The organism is uncultured Roseovarius sp. (assembly GCF_913057115.1).
Taxonomy (GTDB): domain Bacteria; phylum Pseudomonadota; class Alphaproteobacteria; order Rhodobacterales; family Rhodobacteraceae; genus Roseovarius.
Genome location: NZ_CAJXNN010000019.1, coordinates 39,999 through 66,044, shown reverse-complemented (window position 1 = coordinate 66,044; position 26,046 = coordinate 39,999). Strand labels below are relative to the sequence as shown.

Below are 26,046 nucleotides of genomic sequence, written 5' to 3'. Positions count from 1 at the left end.
CCACAGGCCAAAGACCTGCACGCGCAACTGGTTCAACACGGGCGCGAGGCGTAACGCCTCGCGCACCGCCGCGCCAAAGGGCCAAGGCTTTTCGAAAAGCCTTGGCTACGCAAATTCGAATTTGCGTCGCAAGCGCCTTCGAAGGCGCTTGAAGGAAGGCGTTTCGAAACGCCTTACAGCTTCCGCGCCACGATAAACCTCCGTGGCGGGGTCTTGGCGGGGTAATCGCCGGTCTCGATAATCTCGAACCCCGCCCACCGGATTGCAGCCGCCAAAGCATCAGGGCTCAAAAACGCCACGCCGCCCGGCGCCTTGCCCAGCAATCGCAACACCGGCAGCACCGGGCGCAGGTACCACATGGCCTTCAGGCATGGGGTTTTCGAGATGAACAGCCCCCCGGGCTTCAGCATCCTCACCACCTGCGCAAGCGTTGCATCCAGATCATCGACCAGATGCAGCAGGCTGAAGGCCATGACCACGTCATGCGCCCCGCTGGCCAATCGCGGATCATCAATGCGGGCTTGGAGTATCTCGATGTTGTCCACCCCCTCTGCCTCGGCCCTCTCGCGCCCGATGCGCACCATCTCGGCAGAGGCATCCGTGGCCAGTATCCGCGCCACCTTGGGGGCCAAGGTCAGGGCCGTCGTAGCCGTGCCACAGCCGATCTCGAGCACGCTGTCACCGGGCGTCAGATGGCTCGCCACCCGCTCAAGCGTCTGCTCATAGGCCGCTTGGTCGCCCACCGGCATCGCCGCATAGCGGTTGGCGACCTTGTCCCAGAATGCGTTGTTGCTTGTCATGTGGTCTTTCCTTTGCCACCCCTGATAGCGCGGCACGCCGCTCAAGGATAGCACGGGACCACCTGAGCGACATTCATATCGCTGCGGCTTCTTCCGCCCCGGCCTCACAACTCAACCGATAGAGATGCCACGTCGCATGGCCCAGAAGCGGCAGCACGATGAACAGCCCCAGAAACCCCGGCAACATCGCCAGAAAAGTCACCACCGCGATAAACCCCGCCCAAGCCAGCATCGGCACCGGGTTGCCCATCACCACCTGAAAGCTGGTGATCATGGCGGTGACAAAATCCACTTCCCGATCCAGCAAAAGCGGCAAGGCGATCACCGTGATGTTGTAAAGCAACAGGGCAAACCCCGCCCCCACCAGCGTGCCAAAGCCCAGCATCGTCAGCCCCTCGCGCGTCAGATACACCTCGTAACTGCTGGAAATATTGGTCATCGTGGAAAAGCCCAGGAAAAGGGCAAAGATCATATGCGCCAAGAAAAACCAGAACAAAAACAAGATGATGATCACCGCGCAGATCGACGGCAACTGTCGCTTGCCCTGATAGAACACCACTCCGAAAATCTCGCTGCGTTCCAAGGGCAGGCCCTCCTGCAACCGATGGCTTACCTCGTAAAACCCCACCGCCGCAAAGGGGCCGATCAGCGGAAAACTGACAGCGGCGAAGATCAACCAATAGGTCTGCCCGGTGACCCATGTCACATAGGCCATGATCCAGCCCACCGCCACATAGACCCCTGCAAAAACAATGGCATAGCCGGGCGCGCGCTTCATGTCGGCCCAGCCTCGGCGCAGGGCCTCGCCAAGCATGGCAAACTCAACCGCACCCATGTCCGGCACGCCTAGCGGCTTTTCTGGCTGCATCTTTTGTCCTCCCGTTGGGGCCAGACTAGCCAAATTGCCGCAGGTCACAAAGATAGAATTGAAATTCAGGTTATCGCGAGCCGCTGACCCGGCCAATCGGTGAGCTCGTGATACGCCTGCGCCAGCCGTAAAAGCCGCCCGTCGCCGCCCCTCGGTCCGATCAGTTGCACGCCCATCGGCAGGCCGCATTCACCAAAGCCCGCAGGCATGGCGATCGCCGGAAGCCCCGCCAAACTGGCCGGCACCATGACCTCCATCCACCGATGGTAGCTATCCATCGCATGGCCCGCCACCTCGCGCGGCCACTCCCATTCCACCGGAAACGGCCAGACTTGCGCCGTGGGCAGGGCCAGCGCATCGTAGGTCTCGAACAGGCCCGCCGCCACGCGGAACCACTCGGACCGGATTTCACTGGCTTTATGAACCTCCAAGGCACTCAACTTGCGGCCCTGCTCGATCTCCCAGACCGCCTCGGGCTTCAGCTTGTCGCGCGTCTCCGGCGCATCCAGAAGCGGCCCCAGTTGCGCCGCCATGGCCCAACTGCGCAGGGTTGACCAACTGTGCCATAGAAGGTCCCGGTCAAAGGGCGGCGAAATAGGCTCCACCTCTGGCCCCTGCTCCGCAAGAACCGCAAGCGCGGCCTCACAAAGCGGCGCGATCCCCTCTTCATAAGGAAAGGCCCCACCCCAATCGGCCAGCCACGCAATCCGCGCGCCCTTGGCTCCGCCGCGCAAGTCCAAATCAGGCACCGCGCGCCCATAGGGCTGCCGCACCTCCGGCCCGCCCATGACGCCCAGCAACAGCGCCAAATCGCCGGGGCTGCGCGCCATCGGGCCATTGGTGGATATAGGGTGCAGGAAGCTTTCCCCCTCCGGCGTGGCGGGCACCATGCCCCAGGTCGGCCGATGCCCATAAACATTGCACCACCCCGCCGGGTTGCGCAGGCTGCCCATCATGTCCGACCCATCAGCGATCGAAAGCATTCCCGTGGCCAGCGCCACCGCCGCCCCACCCGACGACCCGCCACAAGTGCGCGCCTTGTCATAAGGGTTGCAGGTCACCCCATGCACCGGGTTGTAGGTGTGGCTGCCAAGGCCAAACTCAGGCGTATTGGTCTTGCCGATAACAATCGCCCCCGCCGCGCGCAGCCGCGCCACATGCAGGCTATCGCGCGCCGCTACCTGCTCCGCAAAGGCGGGCGAGCCATGACTGGTGGGCAAGCCCTTGGCATCGGCCAGATCCTTGATGGCAATCGGCAGCCCATGCAACGGCCCCTCCGGTGTGCGGTTGTCCGCCGCCTTGGCCTCGGCCAGCAAGACACCCTCGTCCTGCAAGGACACCACGGCATTCAGCCTCGGGTTCACCTCCGCGATCCGCGCCAGCGTGGCCTGCATCAATGCCTCGGCGCTCACTTCGCCTGCCGCAATCGCTGCGGCCTGCGCGCGGGCCTGCCATGTCAGTATATCATCCATGCCGCCACGCTAACGCAGCCACCGGGCGACACAAGCCCCTGTTTCTTCTGTTCAAAAATATCCCGGGGGGAGTTGAAAATCGCATTTTCAACGGGGGGCAGCGCCCCCCAAATGCCCCGCAGCTGGGCTCCGCCCGTTCGCGCCTCAATCGCTCCGCGCAAGCGATTGCAAGACGGCGCTCACTCCTCGCCCTGTGCCTCGGCGCGGGATTTGCCCGAGACATTCATGGCCAGCGTCGCCGCCATGAACTGGTCCAGATCACCATCCAACACCCCCTTGGTGTCGCTGGTCTCAACACCGGTGCGCAGGTCTTTGACCATCTGATACGGCTGCAAAACATAGGACCGGATCTGGTTGCCCCAGCCCGCATCACCTTTGCTTTCATGCGCCTCGTTGATCGCCTCGTTGCGACGGTCCAACTCCAATTGATACAAACGCGATTTCAGAGCCTTCATGGCGATATCGCGGTTCTGGTGCTGCGATTTCTCGGAACTCGTCACCACGATTCCCGTCGGCGCGTGGGTGATCCGCACGGCCGAGTCGGTGGTGTTCACGTGCTGCCCGCCCGCCCCGGACGACCGATAGGTATCAATCCGGATATCCGCCGGGTTCACCTCGATCTCGATATCGTCATCCACCACCGGGTAAACCCAGACCGAACAAAACGACGTGTGCCGCTTGGCCGCCGAATCGAACGGCGAGATACGCACAAGCCGATGCACTCCTGACTCCGATTTCAGCCAGCCATAGGCGTTATGCCCGGAAATCTTGTAGGCAGCCGATTTGATCCCAGCCTCGTCGCCTGGCGATTCCGATTGCAACTCCACCGTATAGCCACGCTTCTCGGCCCAGCGGACATACATCCGCGCCAGCATCGAAGCCCAGTCACAGCTTTCCGTACCACCCGCACCGGCATTGATCTCAAGGAAGGTGTCATTGCTGTCCGCCTCGCCGTTCAGCAGCGCCTCCAGCTCCTTGGCCGCTGCGCGCTTGGCCAGCACCTTCAGGGCCTCCTCGGCCTCGGCGATGACCTCTTCGTCCTCCTCCATCTCGCCCAGTTCGATCAGGCCGGTCTGGTCCTCGAGTTCCTGCTTGATGCTGTTATGGGTGTCCAAGGCATCCACAAGGCTTTGGCGGTCCCGCATGAGCTTTTGCGCCTTGGCGGGATCGTCCCAAAGCGTCGGGTCCTCCACCCGCGCGTTGAACTCCTCAAGCCGATGCTGGGCCGTTTCCCACCCCATCCGCTGGCGCAAAAGCTCCAGCGATTTCTCGATTTCTGTGACAAGGGTCTGGGCTTCGGCGCGCATGGCATAGTGTCCTTGGTTGGCTCGGATGCAGGTGATAACGCAGGGCGCTAGGGCGGGCAAGGTCACCCGTGCGCGCAGGGTCTCGCGCGGGGTGTCAGTAAAGCCCGCCGGAACTCATGTTTCCGAAATTGGATTTGTTGCCCACCGTGGCCTTCTCACCGGTCGAGGTGGTGACCTCCTTGACTTGCTCCCGCTCGCCCGAGCGGAACAAATCAAGGTTTTCACCCATGGCAAAACCACCGTCGAAGGCGATGCCAAAGACAGGCTCCTCACCATCCCGGAAATACTCGGCGACCACGTGCTCTCCGCTGGCGTCATCCGACAGGCGCGCGCCGGTGAAACGGTCGATCTTGATGAAGCGTCCACCCGGGGGGACGCGGAATTCACCGCCACCGTATTTCTTGATGGCTTCCTGCATGAACTCCTGGAACACCGGCCCGCACATCGAGGCGCCATAGGCCCCGCGCCCAAGGCTGCGCGGCTGGTCATAGCCGATGTAACAGCCCGCCGCGACGGTACTGGTGAAGCCCACGAACCACACGTCGCGTGCATCGTTCGTGGTACCCGTCTTGCCCGCCACCGGCACGGGCAGGTTGATGGCCCCCGAGGCCGTGCCGCGATCCACCACCCCCTTCATCATCGAGGTCAGCTGATAAGCGGTCACAGCATCCATGACCTGTTCGCGGTCCGACACGATGCGCGGGCCGCGGTTGGCCGGAATGGTCGGATCGGCGCAATCGGTGCAATCGCGCGTATCGTGCGAATAAACCGTCTTGCCATAACGGTCTTGCACCCGGTCGACCAATGTGGGTTCCACCCGCTCGCCGCCGTTGGCGAACATCGCATAGGCCGAGACCACCTTGTAAAGCGTGGTTTCCTCGGACCCCAGCGAGTTGGCCAGGAAACGGCCCATATCGTCGTAAACGCCAAAGCGCTCGGCATAATTGGCCACCACGTCCATGCCCACCTCCTGAGCCAGACGAATGGTCATCAGGTTCCGCGAGCGTTCAATCCCGGTCCGCAAGGGCGTTGGTCCATAGAACTTGTTCGACGAATTGCGCGGCCGCCACAGGCCTTGCGGCGTGTCGATCTCAATGGGGGCATCCACCACGATTGTCGCGGGCGTATAGCCACTATCCAGAGCAGCCGCGTAAACGAAAGGCTTGAAGCTCGACCCCGGCTGCCGCTTGGCCTGCGTGGCGCGATTGAACACCGAATGCTGGTACGAGAATCCGCCCTGCATCGCCAAAACCCGGCCGGTCTGCACGTCCATAGCAACGAAACCGCCCTGCGCCTCCGGCACCTGCCGCAGGCTCCAGCGGATGAACTCGCCACTGTCGTCTTCGGTCATCTTGCGAACATGCACGACCTCGCCCAGTTCAAATTCCTCGCGGAAACTGCCGGGCAGCCATGCAATATCTTCGCGCGGCACCACATGCGGGGCATTCTCATCCGGGGCCACGCCCTCGATGCCCAAACGCATCTCCTGATCGCCGATTTCCAGTACGACCGCCGGGTACCATGTCCCGTTCAACTCGATGTCTCGGGCCACCTTGGCATCGCTTAATGCCTCGCGCCAGGCCTCTTCGCTCGCCAAGGCCTCCTCGGGCAAGGTAATCCCCGTGCCGCGCCAGCGGCCCCGCCCGCGGTCATACTTCTCCAACTGACGCCGCAGCGCCGTGGCCGCCTCCTCCTGCATCTCGGGGTCGATGGTGGCGCGTACGCTCAGGCCGCCGGTGAAAAACTCACCCTCACCGAAATCCTGGCTCAACTGGCGGCGAATTTCATCGGTGAAATAATCGCGCGGCGGCAAATCATCGCTGAACGGCGCGAAATCGCCATTCTGCACCGAGCGCAGCGGCGCGGCCAATTCCGCCTCATAGGTCGCCTTGTCCAGATAGCCATTCTCATGCATCTCCCTGAGCACGAAATTGCGACGGTTCAACAGCCGCTCTTTCTCGCGTACCGGGTGATAGTCGCTCGGCGCCTTGGGCATCGAGGCCAGCGTCGCCGCCTCATGCGGCGCCAGTTCGCGCAGGGTCTTGTTGAAATAGGTCTGCGCCGCCGCCGTGACACCATAGGAATTCTGACCAAGGAAAATCTCGTTGAGATAGAGCTCAAGGATCTCTTCCTTGCTCAGGGTCTCCTCGATCCGGGTGGCAAGGATGATCTCCTTGATCTTGCGCTCGATCCGCCGGTCACCGGACAACAGGAAGTTCTTCATCACCTGCTGCGTGATGGTCGAGGCGCCGCGCACATTCTGCCCGCGCGACCGCACCGCTTCCACGATGGCCGCCGCGATCCCGCGCGCATCATAGCCGCCATGGGCATAGAAATTCTTGTCCTCGGCACTGATGAAGGCCTGCTTGACCAGATCGGGAATTTCCTCGGCGGGGGTGAACAGCCGCCGCTCGCGGCTGAACTCGTCGATGATCCGCCCCTCGCCGGAATAAATCCGGCTGATGGTGGGCGGCGTGTAATTGGCAAGGCTTTCATGGCTGGGCAAGTCCTTGCCATAGATATGAAAGACCGCGCCGATGCTCAGCGCGATCAGCATCACGCCCAGCGTCACAAGACTGAACAGCGTGCCGAAAAATGATCCTATCGCCCTAAGCACAAGTGCCCCCGCGTTGATTTGGACCCCATATAGGCACGCCCATGGCCCACGTCAAAACACATCTGGCGCAGCGCCGCGCATGGGCCGCTCATTGCCGCACCAGATCGGCGGCGGCGGCATCGGCCCGCCGCCATGCCGCCAGCGCATCATGCAAGGCGTCGGCCATGCGGGTGCGCCACTCGGCGTCGCGCAGGTTGGCCCGGTCCCTTCGGCTCGACAAGAAGCCAAGCTCCACCAGAACCGAGGGAATATCCGGCGATTTCAGCACAGAAAACCCGGCATGCCGCATGGGCCGCGAATTGAGCGGCAGGTCATGTTCGGCAAGGCTCAGGCGCACCGCCTTGGCCAAGCTCTCGGCGCGTGGCTGGGTCTCCATCCGCGCCAGATCCATCAGAACGTCGGCCACCACGTCGTCGCTGCCGCTCAGGTCAACACCGGCCAGCATATCGGCCCGGTTGTGCCGCTCGGCCAAGGCCCGGCTGGCCTCATCGCTGGCACTGTCCGACAGAGTGTAGACCGTCGCCCCGTGCGCCCGCCCCTCGCTCAGGGCATCGGCGTGCAGCGATATGAAGATATCCGCTTGCACCCGATGGGCAATCGCCACCCGCCGCTCCAGCGAAACGAAACTATCGTCCGTCCGGGTCAGCACAACGTTCATCCCGCCGGCCCGCAAAAGACGCTCTTTCAGCTCGCGGGCGAATTGCAGCATGAGGTCCTTCTCGGCCAAACCATCGGCCTCCGCTCCCGGGTCGATCCCGCCATGGCCCGGGTCCAGCACGACCACCAAGGGGTCCTCGCCCCGTTGGCGCGGGCGCCGTTCGGCCTTCAGCCCGTCTGACGGCAAATCCCACCCCGGCAAATTCGGCGCCCCTGCGGCGGCGGCGAAGTCCTCGGCCCCGACAGACCGCAGAACAACCTCAAGCGCGGCTTGTCCGGTTTCAGGCGTCACGCGCAAATCCACGGTGTCGGGCAGGTAAGGCGCGTCGAGGTCCACCACCATGCGCGACCACCCGGGCCGGAACCCGCCCATCCGCAGGGCCAGGGCCCGTTCGCTACGGTCCAGCGCCTCCGCCGTGACGCCCTGCCAATCCACTTCGCGGAAGTCCAACACCAGACGCGCAGGCTCGTTCAGGGTGAACACCCGGTACGGCACGCCTTGGCTCAGGGTCAGGTTCACCGAAAGCCCCCGGCGCGTGTCCTCCACGCCGCTGCCCTCCGGCACGACCCGCGCCAAGCCGCTGAAGTCCTGCGCCACGGCCAGACCGCCCCAAAGGCAGAGAAGTGCCACCCAAATTGCCCTGATCATCCTGCTCACCGCCATTTTGGCTCGTTCTTGGCGTCAGGATACACCAAGGCCAACGCCAATGCACGCACCCGCCGCTGCTTCTTGCCAAAATTATCCCGCTCCGGCGGCGGAGCACGGAACGCAGGTTTGACCGGCCTGTGGCAGTCACGACGCCATGGCCGCTTTCCAACAGCACTCGTTCAGGCCGCTATGCGACAGTCGTCAGCCAAGGCCGCACCCCACGAGCTTGAAGGCATTACTGACGTGGAAACAGCACTATGAGCGGCCCGGAGTTTCTTCGACAAACCCGGGACAGTTCAAAGGTCCTGAATGGGTACGTTTTCAAACAGGCTCCTTGCATTCTTCAAATGCCGCAGAACGAGTTGGTCGATTTTCCGGGCCTTTCTGACAAGTCTTCTCGCGGGGGTGCACTCACATTCGGCCACCTTGAAGCGTGGGAAAATCTCTCGGATTTCAGCAATTGCGTCCGGCGGCAGAGCTTTTGAAACCTCTGGCCCAACAAGCAGGCTCTCCGTCGGCATACCATTCGAATACACAACTTGATGGTCTTCAAACAGGATGTGGACGTATTCGACCCCGTCAGGGGTGTTTTCCACCACGCTCACCCCCTCATGGGTCAGCAGCTTCTTCGCCGCGACCAGCACCTCTGCACAGCCAAACATGCGGTGCGCAATTTTCGAGCTGAGCATCACCCTGTGTTGCGGTGATACCATCAGATCGTGATTGGGACGGCCGGGTGCAAGTGCGTTGATGGCAATTCTGACTGGCTTTAGATGTGGATTGGCGCTTAGCTCTGCCCGCTCAAGCCTGCGGGAGCCGATCCACCTGAGCGGCTGCGGACCGTGATCAACCGTCATGACCAGATCTCCTGGCCGCAACTGTTGGACCGGCACGGGCCCTTGGGACGTTTCGATCAAGGTATCCGTCGTGAAACAAGGCACCGTCGTCGTCAGGTTGACCAGCCCGACGTCTGCATTTCCGTCTTCGTCCTCGACGGTGTAAGTAAACGTATTGGTTCCCAGATCACCATCCGTGTCCGCAAGCACCATGCCGGTGTCGGTCAAGGTGATTTGCTCACCTGTCGTCAGCGTTACAGTATCGCCGACCGAAACCGGTTGGCCATTGATTTCCGTGATGGTCAAGGTGCTGCCGGTGGTGCTGACATCATTCGCCAACAGGTCGAATTCTTCCTCACGACCTGCGCGGACCGAAATATCGTCATCCCCGGCAATCACCACAGTCTGCAAAGATTCCCCTGCGATCAGCAGATTACTGTCACATGCTCAAAGTGCTGCCTTCCGGAACGAATGTGGCCTCGAACAGCGAAGCGTCGAAGGTCGTTTGGCCCGAAATTGCATCAAGATCGGAATCGCCGGCCAATGCATGATTTGCCGTGGTCCCGGCCGAGACATTGGCATCACCTGAACTGTTGGTGATACTCGCGGCGTTCCCGGTAAACAAAATCACACCTGTATCAGACGGTGTTAAGCCCGGAGCAACTGCGTCGCCATCCGAATATTTACCAGAGGCATTGGCATGTCCGGTGTAGCTGGCCGAGACAATCGTGATGCCGCTACCGAACATTTCATTTGCCATGTCATCTGCCGTGACGTTCGTATCAATCGGCAATTCCGATGCGACAGGCATGCGTGCTCCATTCCGTCATGACGTCAGGGTGGCCGCATTGAACGTCATCAGAGTTGAGAGCAGCTTTTGCAAAAGCGCTTTTTTGCAAGAAAGCGCCGAGGGTTTTACGAAGATTCTACGAAATCAATGTGGGCCGCCGACAGGGATCGATTGCCCCGTCAGTCCCGAGGCGCGCGCCGTGCGTTGCAGGTCGGTTATCGGTGGTAAGGGCCAAGGGCCGTCATTTTGCCGAAACGTACGAAACCCGCGTACGTTTCGTACAAAACCCACCGCACGCCCTGTTAACCCGCCGGGTTTCGGTAAAAAATACCGACGCGATACCGACGTGATACCGACGCGATGCAGACAGGGGTTTCTGGCGTTAACTCAATGGCTTGGCCCCGATTCGATGCCAAAAGGCTCAAACCGCGTCCAGGGCCCCCAGAACATCCCCGATCAGGTCTTGGGTATCCTCGATCCCGAGGCTCAACCGGATCAGCCCCGGCGTGATGCCAAGCGCCTGCTTCTGATCGTCGGGAAGCCGTTGGTGCGTCGTGGTGGCCGGGTGGGTCGCAATGGATTTCGCATCTCCCAAGTTGTTGGAAATCACCACAATTTTCAGCGCGTTCAGAAAGCGGAACGCCGCCTCCTGCCCAGCCGCCAGATCAAGCGCCACAACGGTCCCGCCCGCGCCCATGATCTCTTGCGCCAGAGCAAACTGCACATGGCTTTCGTGGCCGGGGTAAAGCACCCGCGCCAGTTTTTCATGCCCCTGCAGCGCCTCGGTCAGCGCGGTCGCCGTCGCGGCCTGCGCCCGGACGCGAAGATCCATTGTTTCCAAGCCCTTGAGCATCACCCAAGCGGTAAAGGGCGACATCGACCCGCCAGTATGCTTCATGTAAGGCTCAACGGTTTTCCGGATATAGTCTTGGCTCCCCAAGATCACACCGCCAAGCGCGCGCCCCTGCCCGTCGATATGCTTGGTGGCCGAGTAGACGACCACATCGGCCCCCTGCTCGATCGCCCGCGAAAAGACCGGCGTGGCAAATACATTGTCCACCACCACCTTGGCGCCCTTGGCATGGGCCAGCTTGGCGACCTCGGGCAGGTTCACGACGTCGAGCGTCGGGTTGGCGATGGTCTCGAAAAACACCAGAACCGTGTCGTCGCGAATGGCCGCGCGCCACTCATCCAGATCCGTGCCATCGACAAAAGAAACCTCGACGCCATAACGGGTTAGCACCTCTTCCAACACGTAAAGGCAGGACCCGAAAAGCGCCCGTGCGGCCACCACATGGTCCCCCGCCTTCAGCATCGACATCAAAGCGCCCGACACCGCCGCCATCCCCGAGGCCGTGGCAAAACCATCCTCCGCCCCTTCAAGGCCCGCGATACGTTCTTCGAACATGGCCACCGTCGGGTTGCCGTAGCGCGCATAGATGTATTCATCCGGGCCGGCGCTCTCGAACCGCGCCGCCGCCGCCTCCGCGCTGTCATAAACAAACCCTTGGGTGAGAAAAATCGCCTCGCTCACCTCGCCCCATTGGCTGCGTTTGGTACCGCCATGCACAGCGCTGGTGCGTTTCTTCCAATTGTCGCTCATGTCGTCCTCCAGCAGGGCTCGCCCGCCCATAAAAAAACCCCGATCGCGGCCAAGCGAAAGGGGTTTCCTCATGCTTCGCCTCTTTAGCGGAATGTTTAACGTGGCCCGCAATCCGGTCACAAATCGCCACGGGTTTCGCATTAGCCTTTGCCGTGTGACCCGTCAACACCGTCACGCAGCTTTAACAAAGCCTTCAAGGAACTGTCGTAGGGCTTGGCTATCCGCTAACCACAACATCTAGCGGTTGATGGGTGGAACCATGGCAGTTTTGCAGATCAATGCCACGCCAGACGGGCCAAGACTTCACGCCAGCCCCGGCGCGCTTGCCCCAGCCCTGAGGCAGGGGTTGGAAAGCACCGGCCCGATCGTCATCATGATCCACGGTTACAAGTTCGACCCGACCAACCGCCAGACCTGCCCGCACCGCCACATTCTGTCGCTCAGCCCCAAGCGTGACTGCGTCAAGGCTGTCAGCTGGCCGCGCGGCCTTGGGTTTTCCGGGCAGGCCGCGAACGAGGGCTTGGCCATCGGCTTTGGGTGGTCCGCGCGCGGCACAATCTGGGGGGCCTATGGGCGGGCGGCACAGGCGGGCCGCGCCTTGGCCGAGTTGATCGGGATGATCGCACGGCTGGCCCCTGACCGGCCCGTGCACCTTCTGGCCCATTCCTTGGGCGCAAGGGTGGCGCTGACCGCACTGCCCCATGTCACAACGGCTGGGGTGGGCCGGGTTATCCTGCTGTCGGGTGCCGATTACGGCCAGACAGCACGGGAGGCTCTGCAAAGCCCCGCCGGAAACAACGCCGAGATCATCAATGTCACCAGCCGCGAGAACGACCTGTTCGATTTCCTGCTGGAGCGCCTTGTCACCCCGCCAACCCATGGCGACTGGACGCTGGCCCATGGGATGCCGCAGGCCGCCAATACCCTGACCTTGCAACTGGATCACCGCGAGACTTTACGGGTCTTGCGCGGGGCCGGGTTCGAGATCGCCCCGCCGGGTGGCCGAGTCTGCCATTGGTCGTCCTACATCCGTCAAGGGGTCTTTCCGCTCTACCGCGCGCTCTTGCGGCAGCCCGATAACCTGCCCCTGGTACAGCTGCGCGCCGCCCTGCCCAAGGGCTGCGACCCACGCTGGTCGCGAATATGGCCAACGGGCTGGACCGCGCCCGAGGGGGCCATGGCCCGCCCTCAAACGCCGCTCTAAACCCGTTTCACCTTTCTCCAAATACTCCGGGGAACGTTGAAAATCCGTGATTTTCAACGCAGGGGCAGCGCCCCTGTTCGGCGCGCGTCAGCGCGCTCAAACCAGCGTGGCGAAGCCACTCCTCTAAACAGCTTTGATCAAAACGGTCTTGGCCTTGCGCCCGCGCTTTCCGGCGGGTTGGGCACCGAAAGATAGGCCGCCTTCGGGATATCAACCAAGCCACGCAAGCCCAACACCCCCCGGTCATTTTCATTCATCTTATCAATAGCTTGAAGAACAGAATCGCGCACAGTTTGCACCCTGTCACCCTGCGCCGTAATCAGCGGCAGGCCGGGGCTTTCCTCGGTCCAGCAGAGCACGCGCAACCGCTTGTGTAGGTCTTCGTGCTCTTGCATCAAACGCCATGTGACCCCGTCCAACGCGGCGATATCCGCCCGCCCTTCGGCCACGGCCTGCGCCGACATGCGATGCCCGTGGGTCTGCACCCGGTTTTCAAACCAGAACCCATGCTGCAAGCAAAGCGCATAGGGTGCGGCATAGCCCGAATGCGAGAATGTCTGATTATAGGCAAACAGCGCCTCGCGATAATCGCCCGGCGTCTGGCGTGCATCATCGGCGCGCACGACAACAGCACTGCGATAATGCCCCGGCGCACAGCCCTCCAGCCCGTAATCCGGGGTGCCCACAAGGGCCACCCGATCGTGCAGCCAAAGCCGATAAGGCATCCCACAGGTCTGGCTGAGGACCAAGTCAGGGGCGGTCCAAACCTCGAACTCCCCGGCCTCTTGTGCCAAACTCTCGGGGGCGGCGATCCCGTGATCTCTCAGCCCGTCGCGGATCAAGGCCCAAAACCGGATGGTCGCCGCCTCGGTTTCTGGGCGGGCGTACATCATCAGGTTGGCGATCATTCCTCGCCCTCGCCCTGATCGGTGCTGTAGTCGCGGAACAACGCCCCTTGCGTCATGAAGAAAAGGAAGATCGCGGCGGTCAGGCCGAAGGTTTTGAAATAGACCCAAATCTCCTCGCTCATGCTGCGCCAGACGATTTCATTCAACAGTGCAAGCCCAAGAAAGAAATAACAAATCCGCTTGGTCAGGATCATCCAGCCTTCATCGGTCAGCGGCATGACCCCATCCATCAGCGATTGCATGTAGGAAGTGCCGCGCATCAGGCCAAAGCCCAAGACCCCGCCAAAGAGAAGGTAAATGATCGTCGGCTTCATCTTGAAAAACCGCGGGTCGTTGAACCACACGCTCATCCCGCCAAAGACCACGATCAGCACGGCGGTTACCACCTGCATTTTCGACAAATGGCCGGTGAGCGCCCAAAGCGCCCCCATGGCCAGCAGGAACACGGGGATGAACCCGGCGGTGACCACGATGAACCCGTCATAATCCCGCCCGCCGATGGTAAAGATATCGTCCTTGAGCCAAAGGTAGGCCACGAAAAACGCAAGGATCGGGCCGAACTCCAGCACCGTCTTGATCATCGGGTTGGTCTTTTGCTCGCTCATCTGGTCCTCGCCATTTATCCGCCCACCTCAACTATCACAGCCCCCGCCGCGATCAATGCCATCAATGCAATCCGGCGCGGCCCCACCGTTTCTTTCAGTGCCAACCAGCCGATGAGTGCCGCGAAAACCGTCGAGGTTTCGCGCAGCACGGCGGCCTCGCCCACCTTGTCCAACCGTGTGGCCAGCATCACCGCCCCGAATGAGCCAAAGGCGACCACGCCGCCGATCCAACCGCGCAGCAAAAGCGGCGCAAGCCTCGGCGACACGGGCATATTTCGCCATTTGATATAAGCCACGACCGGCATTACCAAACCGTCGACAAAGAAAAACCATGCCAGAAAGGTAAATGGGTCCGACGCCGCGCGAATGCCATAGGCGTCATAAGTGGTATAAAGCGCCACGAAAAGGCCGGTCAGAACCGCCAGCCCAAGCGCGGCAGGCAGGGTTTCGCGGTCCAATGGGTAATGGCGCAGGTTATAGACGGCGAGCCCATAAATCCCGGCCAAGAGCACCCCAACGCCCAGCCATTGCACCGGCGTGAAAGTCTCGTTGAACAAAAGGTACGCGCCAATCACGGTAAACAGCGGCCCGGTGCCGCGCACCACCGGGTAAACCACCGTGTAGGCACCGCGCGTATAGGCCATGGCCTGCAAGACCTTGTAGGCCAGATGGATCACGAAAACCCCTGCGAAAATGGGCCACATATGCACCCCGGGCCATGGAACGACAAACAACGCCAAAGGCGCGGCCATCAGCCCATAAGCCCCGTCAATTGCCCCACGCATCAACCAAGGGTCATAGCGCCCCTTCTGCATCGCGCCGAAAACCGCATGTAGAAGTGCGGCCATCAGCGCCAAGGCAAGGGCTAGGTGATGCCCGGCCTCTGTACCTTCCAGCGAAATCAGCCAATCGCTCATCCCCGCCCCCTCGCGGAGCATGGCAGGACCGTGCTAGGCTTTCCCGAAGACAATAGAGGCAGACCTATGTACGAATACGCCTTCGATATCATAGCAGATGAGCTTTCCGGCACCTTCTCAGCCGTACCGCCGATCATTGCCGGAACGCGCCTTACGGCGGCCCTGGTGCTGGGCGCGGTCATCGGGGCCGAACGTGAACGCCGGCAGAAACCGGCGGGCCTGCGAACCCATATGCTGGTCTCCATGGCCGCCTGCCTATTCATTCTGATCAGTCAACAACTGGCCGCCCTGCCCTTCGGCGCCGAAGATGCGCTGCGCGTCGATCCCCTGCGCCTGATCGAGGCGGTGACAGCCGGCGTGGCATTTCTGGCGGCAGGTATCATCTTTACCTCGCGCGGCGAGGTGCACAACATCACCACGGGTGCCTCGATGTGGCTGGCGGGCGCGATCGGGCTGGCCTGCGGTGCGGGTCAAATGCCGCTCGCGGCCATGGCCACGGGCATCGTGCTTGTGGTGCTCTACGTCTTGCGCCTTCTGGAAAAATGGATGGGCACGCAATAGAGCGCTTCGCAGCGTACCTGTCATCCCGCTTCCAGGCCGGTGAGGGCCGCGGCGAACTCCTCGGGGTCGAAGGGGGCCAGATCGTCGATCTGCTCCCCCACCCCGATGGCGTGAATGGGCAAGCCGAACTTGTCAGCCAGCGCCACAAGAACCCCGCCACGCGCTGTGCCGTCCAGCTTGGTCATCACAAGCCCAGAGACATCCGACAGCTTCTGGAAGGTCTCGACCTGTGACAAGGCATTCTGCCCGGTGGTCGCATCCAGCACCAAAAGGGTGTTATGCGGTGCGCTTTCGTCCTTCTTGCGGATCACGCGCACGATCTTGGCCAGTTCTTCCATAAGGTCTTGGCGGTTCTGCAAGCGCCCGGCGGTGTCGATCATCAACAGGTCCGCGCCCTCGGCCTGTGCCTTGGTCATCGCATCAAAAGCAAGGCTGGCCGGGTCCGAGCCTTCGGGCGCGGTCAGAACCGGCACCCCGGCGCGATCGCCCCAAACCTGAAGCTGCTCAACCGCGGCGGCGCGGAAGGTATCACCGGCGGCAATCACCACCTGTTTGCCCGCTGCCTTGAACTGACTGGCCAGTTTGCCAATGGTCGTGGTCTTGCCCGAGCCGTTGACGCCCACCACCAAAACCACCTGCGGGGTTTTGGGATAGATCGGCATGGGCCGCGCCACGGGCTCCATGATGCGGGCAATCTCCTGCGCCAGAAGTTCCTTGATTTCCTGTGTCGACAGCTTCTTGCCCATGCGCCCTTCGGCCATGTTGGCGGTGACGCGCAGGGCGGTATCGACGCCCATATCTGCGGTGATCAGCAGCTCTTCGAGCTGCTCCAGCATATCGTCGTCCAGCACCCGGCGGGTAACGGTTTTCTTGGCCTCACCGCGGCCCAGAAGACGGCCAAGGAAACCGGGTTTCTGCGGGGCCTCGGCGCGAGTCTCGAACGGCGTGTCGGACGGGATTTCAATCGGTGTCGGGCTTGGCGTTGGGTCAGAATAGACAGGCGCTTCCTGCGGTGCCTCATCAGGCAGTTCCACAGGGGCCGAGGGCGGCACCTCGCTGGGTGTGGGTGGCACCTCCTGCGGGGGCGACTCGGGGTCTGGCTCGGTCTCCGGAGGCTGGACCGGCGTGGGTTCAGGTTCCGGGGTCGGCTCTGGGAAAGGCTCCGGTTTGGGTTGCGGTACTGGCTCAGGCTCGGGTTCGGGCTCTGGTTCGGGCGCAGGCTCTGGTTCGGGCGCGGGCTCTGGTTCGGGCGCGGGCTCCGGTTCCGGGGTTGGTTCCGGTTGGGGGGCGGGCTCTGGTGTCGGTTCCGGATCTGGCTCAGGTGTCGGCTCAGGGGGCTCGGCAAGCTCCTCCTCGCCGCCCTCCTCGACAATCGCATCCAAACCATCCTCGATCTTGGACGAGGATTTGAACAACCGTTCTTTTAACTTCTTGAAAAACGCCATGCGTCCTCCGCTGGGTTGATGTGACCTGCCGAAAACCGGTCAACCGTGTTCCGCTTTACTGCGGATCATGGGGATTTGAAAGGCTTGCCCCCAGTCAGCTGGTAAAGCCCCAGAGGATCAGCCCCTGCGCAGCAATGTAAAGCGCCCAGAGCGCCACCGAAACCACCCGCTGAAGCGGGTGATCTGCGGCCATGCGGAACATCTGAACGGCAAGCAGGGTATCGGAGGCAATAAATAGCACAGCCCCCAAAGTCACGATCCCATAGCCCACAGGCAGCATCAGCGCCATCAGCCCCATCCCGGCGATCAGGGCCACGTAGCCCCGCACTGGCCAGCGTAGTGTGCCGGTATGAGGGGCAAGCCAAAGCTCGCTACTTGCCGCATAGATAAGCAGGATCACCGCAGGCACAAGCGGCAGCGCCCCCTGCGCCATCCCGGCGAAAACCCAGATAAAGGCGATATGCGCGGCGGCAAAACCGACAAGGCCCGTCAAAAACGCCGCCTCCCCGCGCCGCGACAGGGCCAGATCGCCAAGGGCGGACAGCGCAAACCCTGCGACCAAGACCAAAGGTGCCGCCGCGAAAAAGGCCAGCCCGGCCATCACCGCCAAAGGAAGGGTTTTGATCACACTGCGCAAAAGCGAAGGGGCGCGGTGGCAATACCACAGCCCATAGGCAAGGGCCGCAGCCCCTGCCACTCCTGCTGCAACCAAAGTCAAACTTCGTCGGGGAAGTGCTTCATCGTCAGGCGAATCGGGTTGGGCGCGGCCTGCCCCAAACCACAGATCGACGCATCCGCCATGGCCTGACACAGCTCTTCCAGAAGCGGCTGATCCCAAGCATCGGCCTGCATCAGCTTCACCGCCTTTTCACAGCCCGCCCGGCACGGCGTGCATTGGCCACAGCTTTCATCCTCGAAGAACCGCAGCATGTTGAGCGCTGCCTCCTTGGCGCTGTCCTGATCCGACAGGATGACAACCGCCGCTGAGCCGATAAAGGTGCCATGCGGTTGCAGCGTATCGAAATCCAGCGGCACATCGTTCAGCGACGCGGGCAGCAGCCCCGAGGACGGACCGCCCGGCTGATAGGCCTTGAAACTGTGCCCTTCCAACATGCCACCGGCGGCTTCGATGATATCGGTGATGGTCGACCCGGCGGGCAACAGATGCACACCGGGGTTCTTTACCCGCCCCGACACCGAGTAAGAGCGCAGGCCCTTGCGGCCGTTCTTTTCGACACCCGACAGGATTTCCTTGCCCTCGCGCAAGACACGGGTGACCCAATACAGCGTCTCGACGTTGTTCACGAGGGTCGGGCGGTTGAAAATCCCCACCTGCGCCACGAAAGGCGGGCGGTGCCGCGGCAGGCCGCGTTTGCCCTCGATCGACTCGATCATCGCGCTTTCTTCGCCACAGATATAGGCCCCCGCGCCACGGCGCAGGTCGATATACCCCTTTGCCACGATCCCGGCCTCTTCAAGGGCGGCGATCTCATCGGCAAGGATTTTCAAAACTGCGGGATATTCATCGCGCATGTAGATAAAGCAGGTTTCCGCCTCGACGGCCCAGGCCGCGATCAACATTCCTTCAAGGAAAACATGGGGTTGCCGTTCAAGGTAAAAGCGGTCCTTGAAGGTGCCCGGCTCGCCCTCGTCGCCATTCACGGCCAAGTAGCGCGGCCCGGCCTCGGCCCGCACGAAACCCCATTTGCGCCCCGAAGGGAATCCAGCGCCGCCAAGCCCACGCAGGCCCGCGTCCAGCAATTCCTCTTGGACAGCGTCAAAATCGCCGCCCTCCCGCAGCTCGGTCAGTTTTTCGTAACCACCACTTGAACGATAATCCACAAGCGATTGATATTCCGGGATTTCCGCCTGTGTGTCATTCGCGGCAATCGCCGCTTTCACCTTGTCCGGTGTGGCATGGTCGATATGCTTGTGCCCCAGTTCCAGAACCGGCGCAGTGTCACAGCGGCCCATGCAAGGCGCGCGCAGCACACGGACCTCCGCAGGGTCCAACCCATCCTCAAGCGCGGCCTTCAACTGCTGCGCGCCGGCCAGTTCGCACGACAGGGAATCGCAAACCCGGATGGTCAGCGCAGGCGGCGGAGTCTCGCCTTCTTTCACCACGTCGAAATGCGCATAGAAGGTGGCGACCTCATAAACCTCGGCCTGTGCGATGCGCAGTTCCTCGGCCAAGGCGCGCAGATGCGCTGCCGACAGATGGCCGAACTTGTCCTGAATCAGGTGCAGATATTCGATCAACAGGTCACGCCGCCGCGGCCCGTCGCCCAAAAGCGCGCGCACCTCGTCCCATGCCTGATCTTCAAGCTGCCGGCCCTTGGGCGTATGCCGCCCCTTGCCCTTGCCCGATTTCCACACGCCCTTGCGTTCATCCAGTGCCATGCGCGTCGTCCCCTGATGATCCTTGGCGGTGGGATAGCGCCCCATCCCCGCCAATGCGTGGTCAAAAGCGACACTGAGACAGCCGTAAGCGTTTCAGCCGCCGCAAAATTCCCCCTGTCCTGCCTCGGCAAGGCCGGATTTACCTTTTGTAGTGTACTGCAATCCAAACCGGGATGACATCATGGGTCTTTTCGCCTTCGCCACGCTTGCCCCTGTGGGCTTGATTGCACTGGCCGCCTTATACGGCGGGCCATGGGGCTGGGCCGCGCTTGGCTATATCACGGTACTGGTTTTCGTGATGGACAAGCTGGCCGCGCGCGAAGCCGAAAACGCCGACCCCGAGGCTGAATTTCCCGCCGCCGACCGCCTTCTGGTTGTCCTTGGCCTTGCTCATTTTGCCCTTTTGGCCATGGCGCTATGGGCCGTTGCCGGGCCAAGCGGCCTGTCGTTCGTTGAACGCGCGCTGGTCGCGATTACCGCCGCGCTGCTTTTCGGGCAAATCTCCCATCCCGTCGCTCATGAACTCATCCACCGCCCGCCACGCGCCATGCGCCTGATGGGGCGGCTGATCTATACCTCTGTCCTGATGGGGCATCACGCCAGCGCCCATATGCTCATTCACCACGTTCATGTCGGCAGCGAAAAAGACCCCAACAGCCCCAGGAAAGGCATGGGCTTCTGGCGCTATGCGCCACGCGCCTGGTGGCGGTCATTCCGCCAGTCATTCGAGGCCGAGACCCGCCTCAGACGCGGCCACATCACCCTTTCGCACCCTTTCGCAATCTATACGGTCGGGGCCGCGGGCCTGATCGCCATCGCTGGCCTGTCACTTGGGGGCAAGGGCATCGCAGCCCTGCTTTTCATGGCGATTTACGCGCAAATCCAAATCCTGATGGCCGACTACGTGCAACATTACGGATTGCGCCGCGCGGTCATGGCCGATGGCCGATTGGAACCGGTCGGTCCACGACACTCTTGGAATGCGCCCGAGTGGTATTCCTCGGCGATGATGGTCAACGCCCCGCGCCACTCGGATCACCACGTCAGCCCCAATCGTCCCTACCCCGCCCTGCAACTGGACACGGAACGCATGCCAACGCTGCCCTATTCTCTGCCTGTCATGGCCTGCCTTGCCACCATCCCCCCGCTCTGGCGTCGGGTGATGGACCCGCTCTGCGAGGATTGGCAACCGGGTTGGACCGTGGCCCCCCAAGCGCCGCGCGCCCGCGATATTCCGCCCGCCGTTCTGGCCCACGCCCGCGCCGGTGGCATCGTGCCCAAGGCTGTGACAAACTGGGCGCATGACCACCCGCATCCTGATCCTGTGCCTGATAACGATGACCTCCGGCCCGACATGGGCGGCGGACCGACCGATGACAGCGGAAGAGTTTGAGGCCTATACCACCGGCAAAACCTTCTACTATGGCAATGGCGGCGCGCCTTACGGGGCCGAGGAATACCTCAGCGGCCGCTATGTGCGTTGGTCTTTTCTAGATGGCGACTGCAAGGAGGGGCGCTGGTTCACCGATGAGGGCGGGTTGATCTGTTTTACCTACGAAGACCGCCCCGAGCCGCAATGCTGGAGCTTCCTGCAAGGCCCCAATGGCCTGATCGCGCGCTACGAAAACGACCCGCAGGCGACGGAGCTTTACGAGGTCCGCCAAAGCGATGAGCCGCTGGAATGCCCAGGGCCAAAGGTGGGCGTTTAAGCGCGCAAGCGGTTTCGAAACCGCTTGGGCCAAGGATTTTCGAAAATCCTTGCCCGCGCGTCGGTTAGGGTCCGTGGACAATCATCAACCACCACCAGTTTCAGTCCAAAATCGCTCAGTTCAAGGAATTTGAGCGCAGGACTAGCGGGCTAATTCAAGCTCGAATGACGCAGAAATGGGCGATTTTGGCGAAACCCCTTGGGGGCGCAGCGGATTTTGCCCACCGCTGCGTTGCTTCGCCCTTGCGATGACCCACATCGCGGCGGTCAAAGCGCCTGGCGCTGTGCAAAATCCGTCTCGCGCTGGTGGCGGTTGATGATTGTCCACGGACCCTAGAACAAGCTGCCCTGATCCGGCGGGCTGTCTTTTGGCTTGGCGGGCTTGCGCGCTGGCTTGGGCGCGGCCCCTTGGCCCACGTCCAAAACCCCATCGGCAAACTCGATCGCCAAGGCGCGCGCCTTGGCCGCCTTGGCCTTGGTCGTGACAACATCCCCGTCACCGCGCACCACGGCATAACCGCGCTTCAGCGTCGCCTTGTATCCAAGCGTTTCACGCAGCCGGTCAAGCCCCTCCAACCGATCTCGCCAGCCGCGTTGCTGCCGGGTGGCCGCCTCGGAAAACCGCCGCGTCAAACCATCCAGATCGCGACGTTTGCCTTCGATATCGCGGCGCAGGGTGTGCAGGTTCAGCCGCGCGGCTGTATTGTCCAACCGCCGCCGGTCGCCGTCCACACCGCGCCGCAAAAGCCCCGGCCGCAAGGCACCCGCCGCCTCGGAGAGTTTCACCCGCCGCATCTGCACCCCCCGGATCAGCGCGGCGGGCAACCTGTCACTCCAGGCATCCAACCGCTGCCGCGGCCCTTCCACTAGCGTTTCCACCCGCGGCAAGGCGCGCGACAGATCGCGCAGGCGTTGCCCCCGGTTGGCCACCCCTTGGGTCAGGGCATGGGTCAACCGCGCATCCTGATTATCCAGCCACGCCAACAGATCCAGCCGCACCGGCACCGCCAGTTCCGCCGCCGCCGTGGGCGTCGGCGCGCGCTTGTCAGAAGCGTAATCAATCAACGTGGTATCGGTTTCGTGCCCCACCGCCGAAATCAGCGGAATTTCCGAGGCGGCAGCCGCCCGCACCACCGATTCCTCGTTAAACCCCCACAAGTCCTCGATGGAGCCACCACCGCGCGCCACGATCAGCAAATCGGGCCGGGGCAACGCCCCCCCCGGCGTCAGCGCATTGAAGCCTTCTATCGCGCGGGTCACCTCGGGCGCGCATTTCTCGCCCTGCACCGCCACCGGCCAGATCAGCACCTTGCGCGGGAACCGATCCCGCAAACGGTGCAGGATATCGCGGATCACCGCGCCGGACGGCGAGGTCACAACCCCGATCACCTCGGGCAAGAACGGCAAGGCCCGCTTGCGTTCGGGTGCGAAAAGCCCCTCACCGGCCAATGCCTTCTTGCGCGCCTCCAGCATCGCCATCAGCGCGCCAACCCCGGCGGGTTTGATATCCTCGATCACGATCTGATAGCGCGATTGCCCCGGGAAAGTGGTCAAACGCCCGGTGGCAACGACCTCCATGCCCTCCTCGGGCTGCACGGCCAAGCGCGAGGCGATGCCTTTCCAGATCACCCCGGCCAAAACCGCACGATCATCCTTGAGGTCCATATAAACATGACCCGAGCGTGGGCGGCTGACCCGGCCCACCTCGCCGCGCACCCGAACATGGGAAAAGCCGCCCTCAATCGCGCGCTTCACCGCGCCAGACAGCTCGGAAACAGAAAATTCCGGGGCGTTTTCACCCTCGACGGGGCTATCTATCAGGTCGGACATAGGGCACCACTCGCATCCTCTTGCCGCCACCCTATCCATGGCGCGGCGCAAGGAAAAGCCCTTCCCGATGGCCGCGCGCAGTGGCACAGTATCCCCCATGAAACCCGCTCCGGCCATCGCCCTGCTGATATGCGCGGCCTGCACGCAAGAGGCCAACCATATTCCGAACCCCTTGGCCCTGCCCGGCCAAGCGGTCACGGCGGGCTGGCACAACGCGGCCTATAACGCCCGTCGCGCCCGGGTCAGCGACCATGTCACGGCCCAGCACCCGGCGATTCTGTCCGAAATTGCAAGGGAAGGCCCGACCCCTCAGCTGACCAAGGCGATGGACCTCGCCCGCGTGCCAAAACCGCGCCGCGCCGCCCTGCGCGCAGGGCTTAAATCCGACATCGCCCTTTATCGCGCCGACAAAGAGGCGCTGACCGTCGCACTCATGGTTCACGGGCCATAGCCCCGGCTTGTGCCGCCCCCTTAAGGGCCCAAAAGTGTTTCGCCATGAGCTTGAGGCCTCTGAGAAAGGCGAAACGCCTGCAATGCGTGCATGTTGCAAGGCGTTTCGCGAAAAGCTGTGTTGCAGGTTTTTCGCAAAACGCTTTAGAAGACGGGGCAACTGAATTCGGCGGGAGAGACGGAGATGAACATCCTCATTCTGGGCGGCGGCGGGCGCGAACATGCGCTGACATGGGCGGTGATGCAAAACCCCAAGTGCGACAAGCTGATCGTCGCCCCGGGCAACGCCGGCATTGCCCAGATCGCCGAATGCGCCACGCTGGACATCGAGGATGGTGCAGCGGTGGTGAATTTCTGTGATGGCAATGCGATTGATTTCGTCATCATCGGCCCCGAGGCCCCTTTGGCCAAAGGCGTCGGCGACCGGCTGCGCGATGCCGGGCTCTTGGTCTTTGGCCCCTCTGAGGCGGCGGCGAAACTGGAAGCCTCCAAAAGCTTCACCAAGGAAATCTGCGACGCGGCGCAAGCGCCCACCGCAGGCTACGGCCATTTCACCGATGCCGAGGCCGCCCGCGCCCATATCCGCGCCAATGGCGCGCCTATCGTGGTCAAGGCCGATGGCCTGGCCGCGGGCAAAGGCGTGATCGTGGCCGAAACCGAAGATCAAGCGCTGGACGCCATCGACGACATGTTCGGCGGGGCCTTCGGCGGCGCGGGCGCCGAAGTGGTGATCGAGGAATTCATGGAAGGCGAAGAGGCGTCGTTCTTCATCTTGTGTGACGGGACCGACGCCCTGCCCATCGGCACAGCACAAGATCACAAGCGCGTCGGCGAAGGCGACACCGGCCCCAACACCGGTGGCATGGGGGCCTATTCCCCCGCCCCTGTCCTGACCGATGAGGTGGCCGCGAAAGCGATGGACGAGATCATCCGCCCCACCCTGCGCGTCATGGCCGAACGCGGCACGCCCTATCAGGGCGTGCTTTATGCCGGGCTGATGATCAAGGACGGCCAACCGCGCCTTGTGGAATACAACGTCCGCTTCGGCGATCCGGAATGCCAAGTGCTGATGATGCGGCTGGGTGCGCAGGCCTTGGACCTCATGCAAGCCGCCGCCGAGGGGCGGCTTTCCGAGGTGAAGGCCCAATGGGCCGAGGATCACGCCATGACCGTTGTGATGGCCGCCAAAGGCTATCCCGGCAGCTATGAGAAAGGCAGCGTGATCAAAGGGTTGGAGGGCTGCCCCGAAGACAGCTTCAACATGGTTTTCCACGCCGGCACCACCGAGAAAGAGGGCCAGATCACCGCCACCGGGGGGCGCGTCCTGAACGTCACCGCGCGCGGGTCGACCCTGCAAGAGGCCCGCGACCGCGCCTATGCCATGGTCGATAAAATCGACTGGCCACAAGGCTTTTGCCGCCGCGATATCGGCTGGCGCGCGCTGAAATGATCCTGCGCGACAAACCCGGGCTGCTGCAGCTTCTGTTTGCGCTGCGCGGCTCGGTTCTGCCGCATATTCTACCCCGCATCATCGGGGTCACGGTGATCGCCGCTGCAATGGTCGCCGTGGATCGCTATGTTTATACGCTCACCCATACCAGCGCCGCGCCCTTCGCCGTCTTCGGTGTGGCGCTTTCGCTGTTTCTGGGCTTTCGCAACAATGCCGCCTATGACCGCTGGTGGGAGGCGCGCAAGCTTTGGGGGCAACTGGTGGCCGATAGCCGGGCACTGGCGCGCGAAGCGGCGCTTTTTATCGACGATGACGCGCGCCGCGAAACGGTGCAACGCCTGATCTTGGGTTTCATCCACCACCACCGCGCGCAACTGCGTGGCCTGCCCGCCCCCACAGCGGCGCGCGAGTGGCTCGAGGCGGATTTCAGTGACGCACCCCACCCGCCCTGTGCCGTGCTCAACCGCCTCAATGACGAGATCATCGCCGCCAAACAGGCGGGGCAAATCGACGGCTTCGGCCTCAAGGCGTTATCCGAACGCACCGGGCGCATCGCGCTTGCACAGGCCGGGTGCGAGCGTATCGCCACCACGCCCTTGCCTTATGTCTATTCGCTCTTGGTGTTCCGCACGACCTATCTTTATTGCCTGCTGGTGCCACTGGCGCTGCTGGAGCCCGCAGGCTGGATGACCCCGGCCTTCGTGGCGGTGATTGCTTACGTCTTTTTTGGTCTCGCGGAAGTGACCGAGGAACTGGCCACGCCCTTTGGCGAAACGGTCAACGGCCTGCCGCTGGATGCCATGTGCCGGACGATCGAGATCAGCATCGCACCACATCTGGGGCTTGAGCCGCGGGAGCGCTTGAGCCCCAAGAACTATTACCTGAGTTGACCGGCTTCGGATCGCTGGCGCGATCCGACCGAGGCGGGGGGCCAGCCCCCCGCACCCCCCGGGATATTTCTGAACAGAA

Annotated in this window: 23 protein-coding genes and 1 riboswitch; of the genes, 7 read left to right on the top strand and 16 right to left on the bottom strand. The window is 62.5% G+C overall.

From position 1 onward, the window contains the following. Window positions 1-173: 173 nt before the first annotated feature. From QZ498_RS09850 to metZ, 9 genes are all read right to left on the bottom strand, one after another. Entirely contained in the window at window positions 174-800 is a 627-nt protein-coding gene (locus tag QZ498_RS09850; RefSeq protein WP_294621777.1) for a class I SAM-dependent methyltransferase, read from the bottom strand. Between the two features lie 73 nt (window positions 801-873). Next, window positions 874-1,668, bottom strand: coding sequence for a DUF2189 domain-containing protein (locus QZ498_RS09845; protein WP_294621775.1), 795 nt, complete (start codon window positions 1,666-1,668; stop codon window positions 874-876). A 65-nt stretch (window positions 1,669-1,733) separates the two neighbouring features. Next, complete coding sequence (locus QZ498_RS09840; protein WP_294621773.1) at window positions 1,734-3,140, bottom strand: amidase; 1,407 nt, start codon at window positions 3,138-3,140, stop codon at window positions 1,734-1,736. 179 nt (window positions 3,141-3,319) lie between these two features. Then, complete coding sequence (gene prfB, locus QZ498_RS09835; RefSeq protein WP_294621771.1) at window positions 3,320-4,447, bottom strand: peptide chain release factor 2; 1,128 nt, start codon at window positions 4,445-4,447, stop codon at window positions 3,320-3,322. A 94-nt stretch (window positions 4,448-4,541) separates the two neighbouring features. Beyond that, window positions 4,542-7,064, bottom strand: coding sequence for a penicillin-binding protein 1A (locus tag QZ498_RS09830; protein ID WP_294621770.1), 2,523 nt, complete (start codon window positions 7,062-7,064; stop codon window positions 4,542-4,544). Window positions 7,065-7,152: 88 nt separating this feature from the next. Next, window positions 7,153-8,352 (bottom strand): N-acetylmuramoyl-L-alanine amidase, encoded by a 1,200-nt coding sequence (locus QZ498_RS09825; RefSeq protein ID WP_294621768.1) that lies wholly within the window; start codon window positions 8,350-8,352, stop codon window positions 7,153-7,155. 314 nt (window positions 8,353-8,666) lie between these two features. Next, entirely contained in the window at window positions 8,667-9,608 is a 942-nt protein-coding gene (locus QZ498_RS09820; RefSeq protein WP_294621785.1) for a Hint domain-containing protein, read from the bottom strand. A 37-nt stretch (window positions 9,609-9,645) separates the two neighbouring features. Further along, window positions 9,646-10,017: a choice-of-anchor L domain-containing protein gene (locus tag QZ498_RS09815; protein ID WP_294621766.1), complete on the bottom strand. Its 372-nt coding sequence runs from the start codon at window positions 10,015-10,017 to the stop codon at window positions 9,646-9,648. A gap of 400 nt (window positions 10,018-10,417) precedes the next feature. After that, window positions 10,418-11,599, bottom strand: coding sequence for an O-succinylhomoserine sulfhydrylase (gene metZ, locus QZ498_RS09810; RefSeq protein ID WP_294621764.1), 1,182 nt, complete (start codon window positions 11,597-11,599; stop codon window positions 10,418-10,420). 62 nt (window positions 11,600-11,661) lie between these two features. Continuing rightward, window positions 11,662-11,739, bottom strand: a riboswitch (SAM riboswitch). 119 nt (window positions 11,740-11,858) lie between these two features. Between metZ and QZ498_RS09805 the strand changes: the two genes are divergently transcribed. Further along, window positions 11,859-12,803 (top strand): DUF726 domain-containing protein, encoded by a 945-nt coding sequence (locus QZ498_RS09805; protein ID WP_294621762.1) that lies wholly within the window; start codon window positions 11,859-11,861, stop codon window positions 12,801-12,803. 137 nt (window positions 12,804-12,940) lie between these two features. Here the strand turns inward: QZ498_RS09805 and QZ498_RS09800 are convergent, their stop codons facing one another. From QZ498_RS09800 to QZ498_RS09790, 3 genes are read right to left on the bottom strand one after another with little or no spacing between them, the layout of a single operon-like run. Continuing rightward, complete coding sequence (locus QZ498_RS09800) at window positions 12,941-13,711, bottom strand: PhnD/SsuA/transferrin family substrate-binding protein (RefSeq protein ID WP_294621760.1); 771 nt, start codon at window positions 13,709-13,711, stop codon at window positions 12,941-12,943. Next, window positions 13,708-14,316: an inner membrane-spanning protein YciB gene (locus tag QZ498_RS09795; RefSeq protein WP_294621758.1), complete on the bottom strand. Its 609-nt coding sequence runs from the start codon at window positions 14,314-14,316 to the stop codon at window positions 13,708-13,710. Before QZ498_RS09795 ends, QZ498_RS09800 begins: the two co-directional genes overlap by 4 nt. Window positions 14,317-14,330: 14 nt before the next feature. Continuing rightward, window positions 14,331-15,233: an EamA family transporter gene (locus QZ498_RS09790; RefSeq protein WP_294621756.1), complete on the bottom strand. Its 903-nt coding sequence runs from the start codon at window positions 15,231-15,233 to the stop codon at window positions 14,331-14,333. Between the two features lie 66 nt (window positions 15,234-15,299). On the opposite strand from QZ498_RS09790, the gene QZ498_RS09785 reads away from it, so the two are divergent. After that, window positions 15,300-15,794, top strand: a complete 495-nt coding sequence (locus QZ498_RS09785) for an MgtC/SapB family protein (protein ID WP_294621754.1) — start codon at window positions 15,300-15,302, stop codon at window positions 15,792-15,794. Window positions 15,795-15,814: 20 nt separating this feature from the next. On the opposite strand, the gene ftsY is transcribed toward QZ498_RS09785, so the two are convergent. The 3 genes from ftsY to QZ498_RS09770 form a co-directional block, all read right to left on the bottom strand. Further along, window positions 15,815-17,239: a signal recognition particle-docking protein FtsY gene (gene ftsY, locus QZ498_RS09780; protein ID WP_294621752.1), complete on the bottom strand. Its 1,425-nt coding sequence runs from the start codon at window positions 17,237-17,239 to the stop codon at window positions 15,815-15,817. 94 nt (window positions 17,240-17,333) lie between these two features. After that, window positions 17,334-17,936, bottom strand: coding sequence for a lysoplasmalogenase (locus tag QZ498_RS09775; RefSeq protein WP_294621750.1), 603 nt, complete (start codon window positions 17,934-17,936; stop codon window positions 17,334-17,336). A gap of 17 nt (window positions 17,937-17,953) precedes the next feature. Beyond that, window positions 17,954-19,639 (bottom strand): NAD(P)H-dependent oxidoreductase subunit E, encoded by a 1,686-nt coding sequence (locus QZ498_RS09770; protein WP_294621748.1) that lies wholly within the window; start codon window positions 19,637-19,639, stop codon window positions 17,954-17,956. Between the two features lie 181 nt (window positions 19,640-19,820). Between QZ498_RS09770 and QZ498_RS09765 the strand changes: the two genes are divergently transcribed. After that, the gene (locus QZ498_RS09765; protein ID WP_367117639.1) at window positions 19,821-21,032 is read left to right on the top strand and encodes an alkane 1-monooxygenase; all 1,212 of its coding nucleotides are present in this window, start codon (window positions 19,821-19,823) and stop codon (window positions 21,030-21,032) included. After that, window positions 21,013-21,348 (top strand): hypothetical protein, encoded by a 336-nt coding sequence (locus tag QZ498_RS09760; RefSeq protein WP_367117638.1) that lies wholly within the window; start codon window positions 21,013-21,015, stop codon window positions 21,346-21,348. The genes QZ498_RS09765 and QZ498_RS09760 overlap by 20 nt, the downstream gene beginning before the upstream one ends. A gap of 332 nt (window positions 21,349-21,680) precedes the next feature. Here QZ498_RS09760 and xseA read toward each other — a convergent pair whose 3' ends face one another. Continuing rightward, window positions 21,681-23,177 (bottom strand): exodeoxyribonuclease VII large subunit, encoded by a 1,497-nt coding sequence (gene xseA, locus QZ498_RS09755; protein WP_294621781.1) that lies wholly within the window; start codon window positions 23,175-23,177, stop codon window positions 21,681-21,683. 97 nt (window positions 23,178-23,274) lie between these two features. Between xseA and QZ498_RS09750 the strand changes: the two genes are divergently transcribed. The 3 genes from QZ498_RS09750 to QZ498_RS09740 all read left to right on the top strand — a co-directional run bounded on the left by QZ498_RS09750 (window position 23,275) and on the right by QZ498_RS09740 (window position 25,967). Further along, window positions 23,275-23,628, top strand: coding sequence for a hypothetical protein (locus QZ498_RS09750; RefSeq protein WP_294621746.1), 354 nt, complete (start codon window positions 23,275-23,277; stop codon window positions 23,626-23,628). Window positions 23,629-23,811: 183 nt separating this feature from the next. Continuing rightward, the gene (gene purD / locus QZ498_RS09745) at window positions 23,812-25,077 is read left to right on the top strand and encodes a phosphoribosylamine--glycine ligase (protein WP_294621744.1); all 1,266 of its coding nucleotides are present in this window, start codon (window positions 23,812-23,814) and stop codon (window positions 25,075-25,077) included. Further along, complete coding sequence (locus tag QZ498_RS09740; RefSeq protein WP_294621742.1) at window positions 25,074-25,967, top strand: bestrophin family protein; 894 nt, start codon at window positions 25,074-25,076, stop codon at window positions 25,965-25,967. Before purD ends, QZ498_RS09740 begins: the two co-directional genes overlap by 4 nt. Window positions 25,968-26,046: the final 79 nt, after the last annotated feature.

Bases quoted from the DNA above. Each gene is read 5' to 3' on its own strand.
- QZ498_RS09850 (WP_294621777.1), bottom strand. From the start codon at position 800: ATGACAAGCAACAACGCATTCTGGGACAAGGTCGCCAACCGCTATGCG.
- QZ498_RS09845 (WP_294621775.1), bottom strand. From the start codon at position 1,668: ATGCAGCCAGAAAAGCCGCTAGGCGTGCCGGACATGGGTGCGGTTGAG.
- QZ498_RS09840 (WP_294621773.1), bottom strand. From the start codon at position 3,140: ATGGATGATATACTGACATGGCAGGCCCGCGCGCAGGCCGCAGCGATT.
- prfB (WP_294621771.1), bottom strand. From the start codon at position 4,447: ATGCGCGCCGAAGCCCAGACCCTTGTCACAGAAATCGAGAAATCGCTG.
- QZ498_RS09815 (WP_294621766.1), bottom strand. From the start codon at position 10,017: ATGCCTGTCGCATCGGAATTGCCGATTGATACGAACGTCACGGCAGAT.
- metZ (WP_294621764.1), bottom strand. From the start codon at position 11,599: ATGAGCGACAATTGGAAGAAACGCACCAGCGCTGTGCATGGCGGTACC.
- QZ498_RS09805 (WP_294621762.1), top strand. From the start codon at position 11,859: ATGGCAGTTTTGCAGATCAATGCCACGCCAGACGGGCCAAGACTTCAC.
- QZ498_RS09800 (WP_294621760.1), bottom strand. From the start codon at position 13,711: ATGATCGCCAACCTGATGATGTACGCCCGCCCAGAAACCGAGGCGGCG.
- QZ498_RS09795 (WP_294621758.1), bottom strand. From the start codon at position 14,316: ATGAGCGAGCAAAAGACCAACCCGATGATCAAGACGGTGCTGGAGTTC.
- QZ498_RS09790 (WP_294621756.1), bottom strand. From the start codon at position 15,233: ATGAGCGATTGGCTGATTTCGCTGGAAGGTACAGAGGCCGGGCATCAC.
- QZ498_RS09785 (WP_294621754.1), top strand. From the start codon at position 15,300: ATGTACGAATACGCCTTCGATATCATAGCAGATGAGCTTTCCGGCACC.
- ftsY (WP_294621752.1), bottom strand. From the start codon at position 17,239: ATGGCGTTTTTCAAGAAGTTAAAAGAACGGTTGTTCAAATCCTCGTCC.
- QZ498_RS09770 (WP_294621748.1), bottom strand. From the start codon at position 19,639: ATGGCACTGGATGAACGCAAGGGCGTGTGGAAATCGGGCAAGGGCAAG.
- QZ498_RS09765 (WP_367117639.1), top strand. From the start codon at position 19,821: ATGGGTCTTTTCGCCTTCGCCACGCTTGCCCCTGTGGGCTTGATTGCA.
- QZ498_RS09760 (WP_367117638.1), top strand. From the start codon at position 21,013: ATGACAGCGGAAGAGTTTGAGGCCTATACCACCGGCAAAACCTTCTAC.
- xseA (WP_294621781.1), bottom strand. From the start codon at position 23,177: ATGTCCGACCTGATAGATAGCCCCGTCGAGGGTGAAAACGCCCCGGAA.
- QZ498_RS09750 (WP_294621746.1), top strand. From the start codon at position 23,275: ATGAAACCCGCTCCGGCCATCGCCCTGCTGATATGCGCGGCCTGCACG.
- purD (WP_294621744.1), top strand. From the start codon at position 23,812: ATGAACATCCTCATTCTGGGCGGCGGCGGGCGCGAACATGCGCTGACA.
- QZ498_RS09740 (WP_294621742.1), top strand. From the start codon at position 25,074: ATGATCCTGCGCGACAAACCCGGGCTGCTGCAGCTTCTGTTTGCGCTG.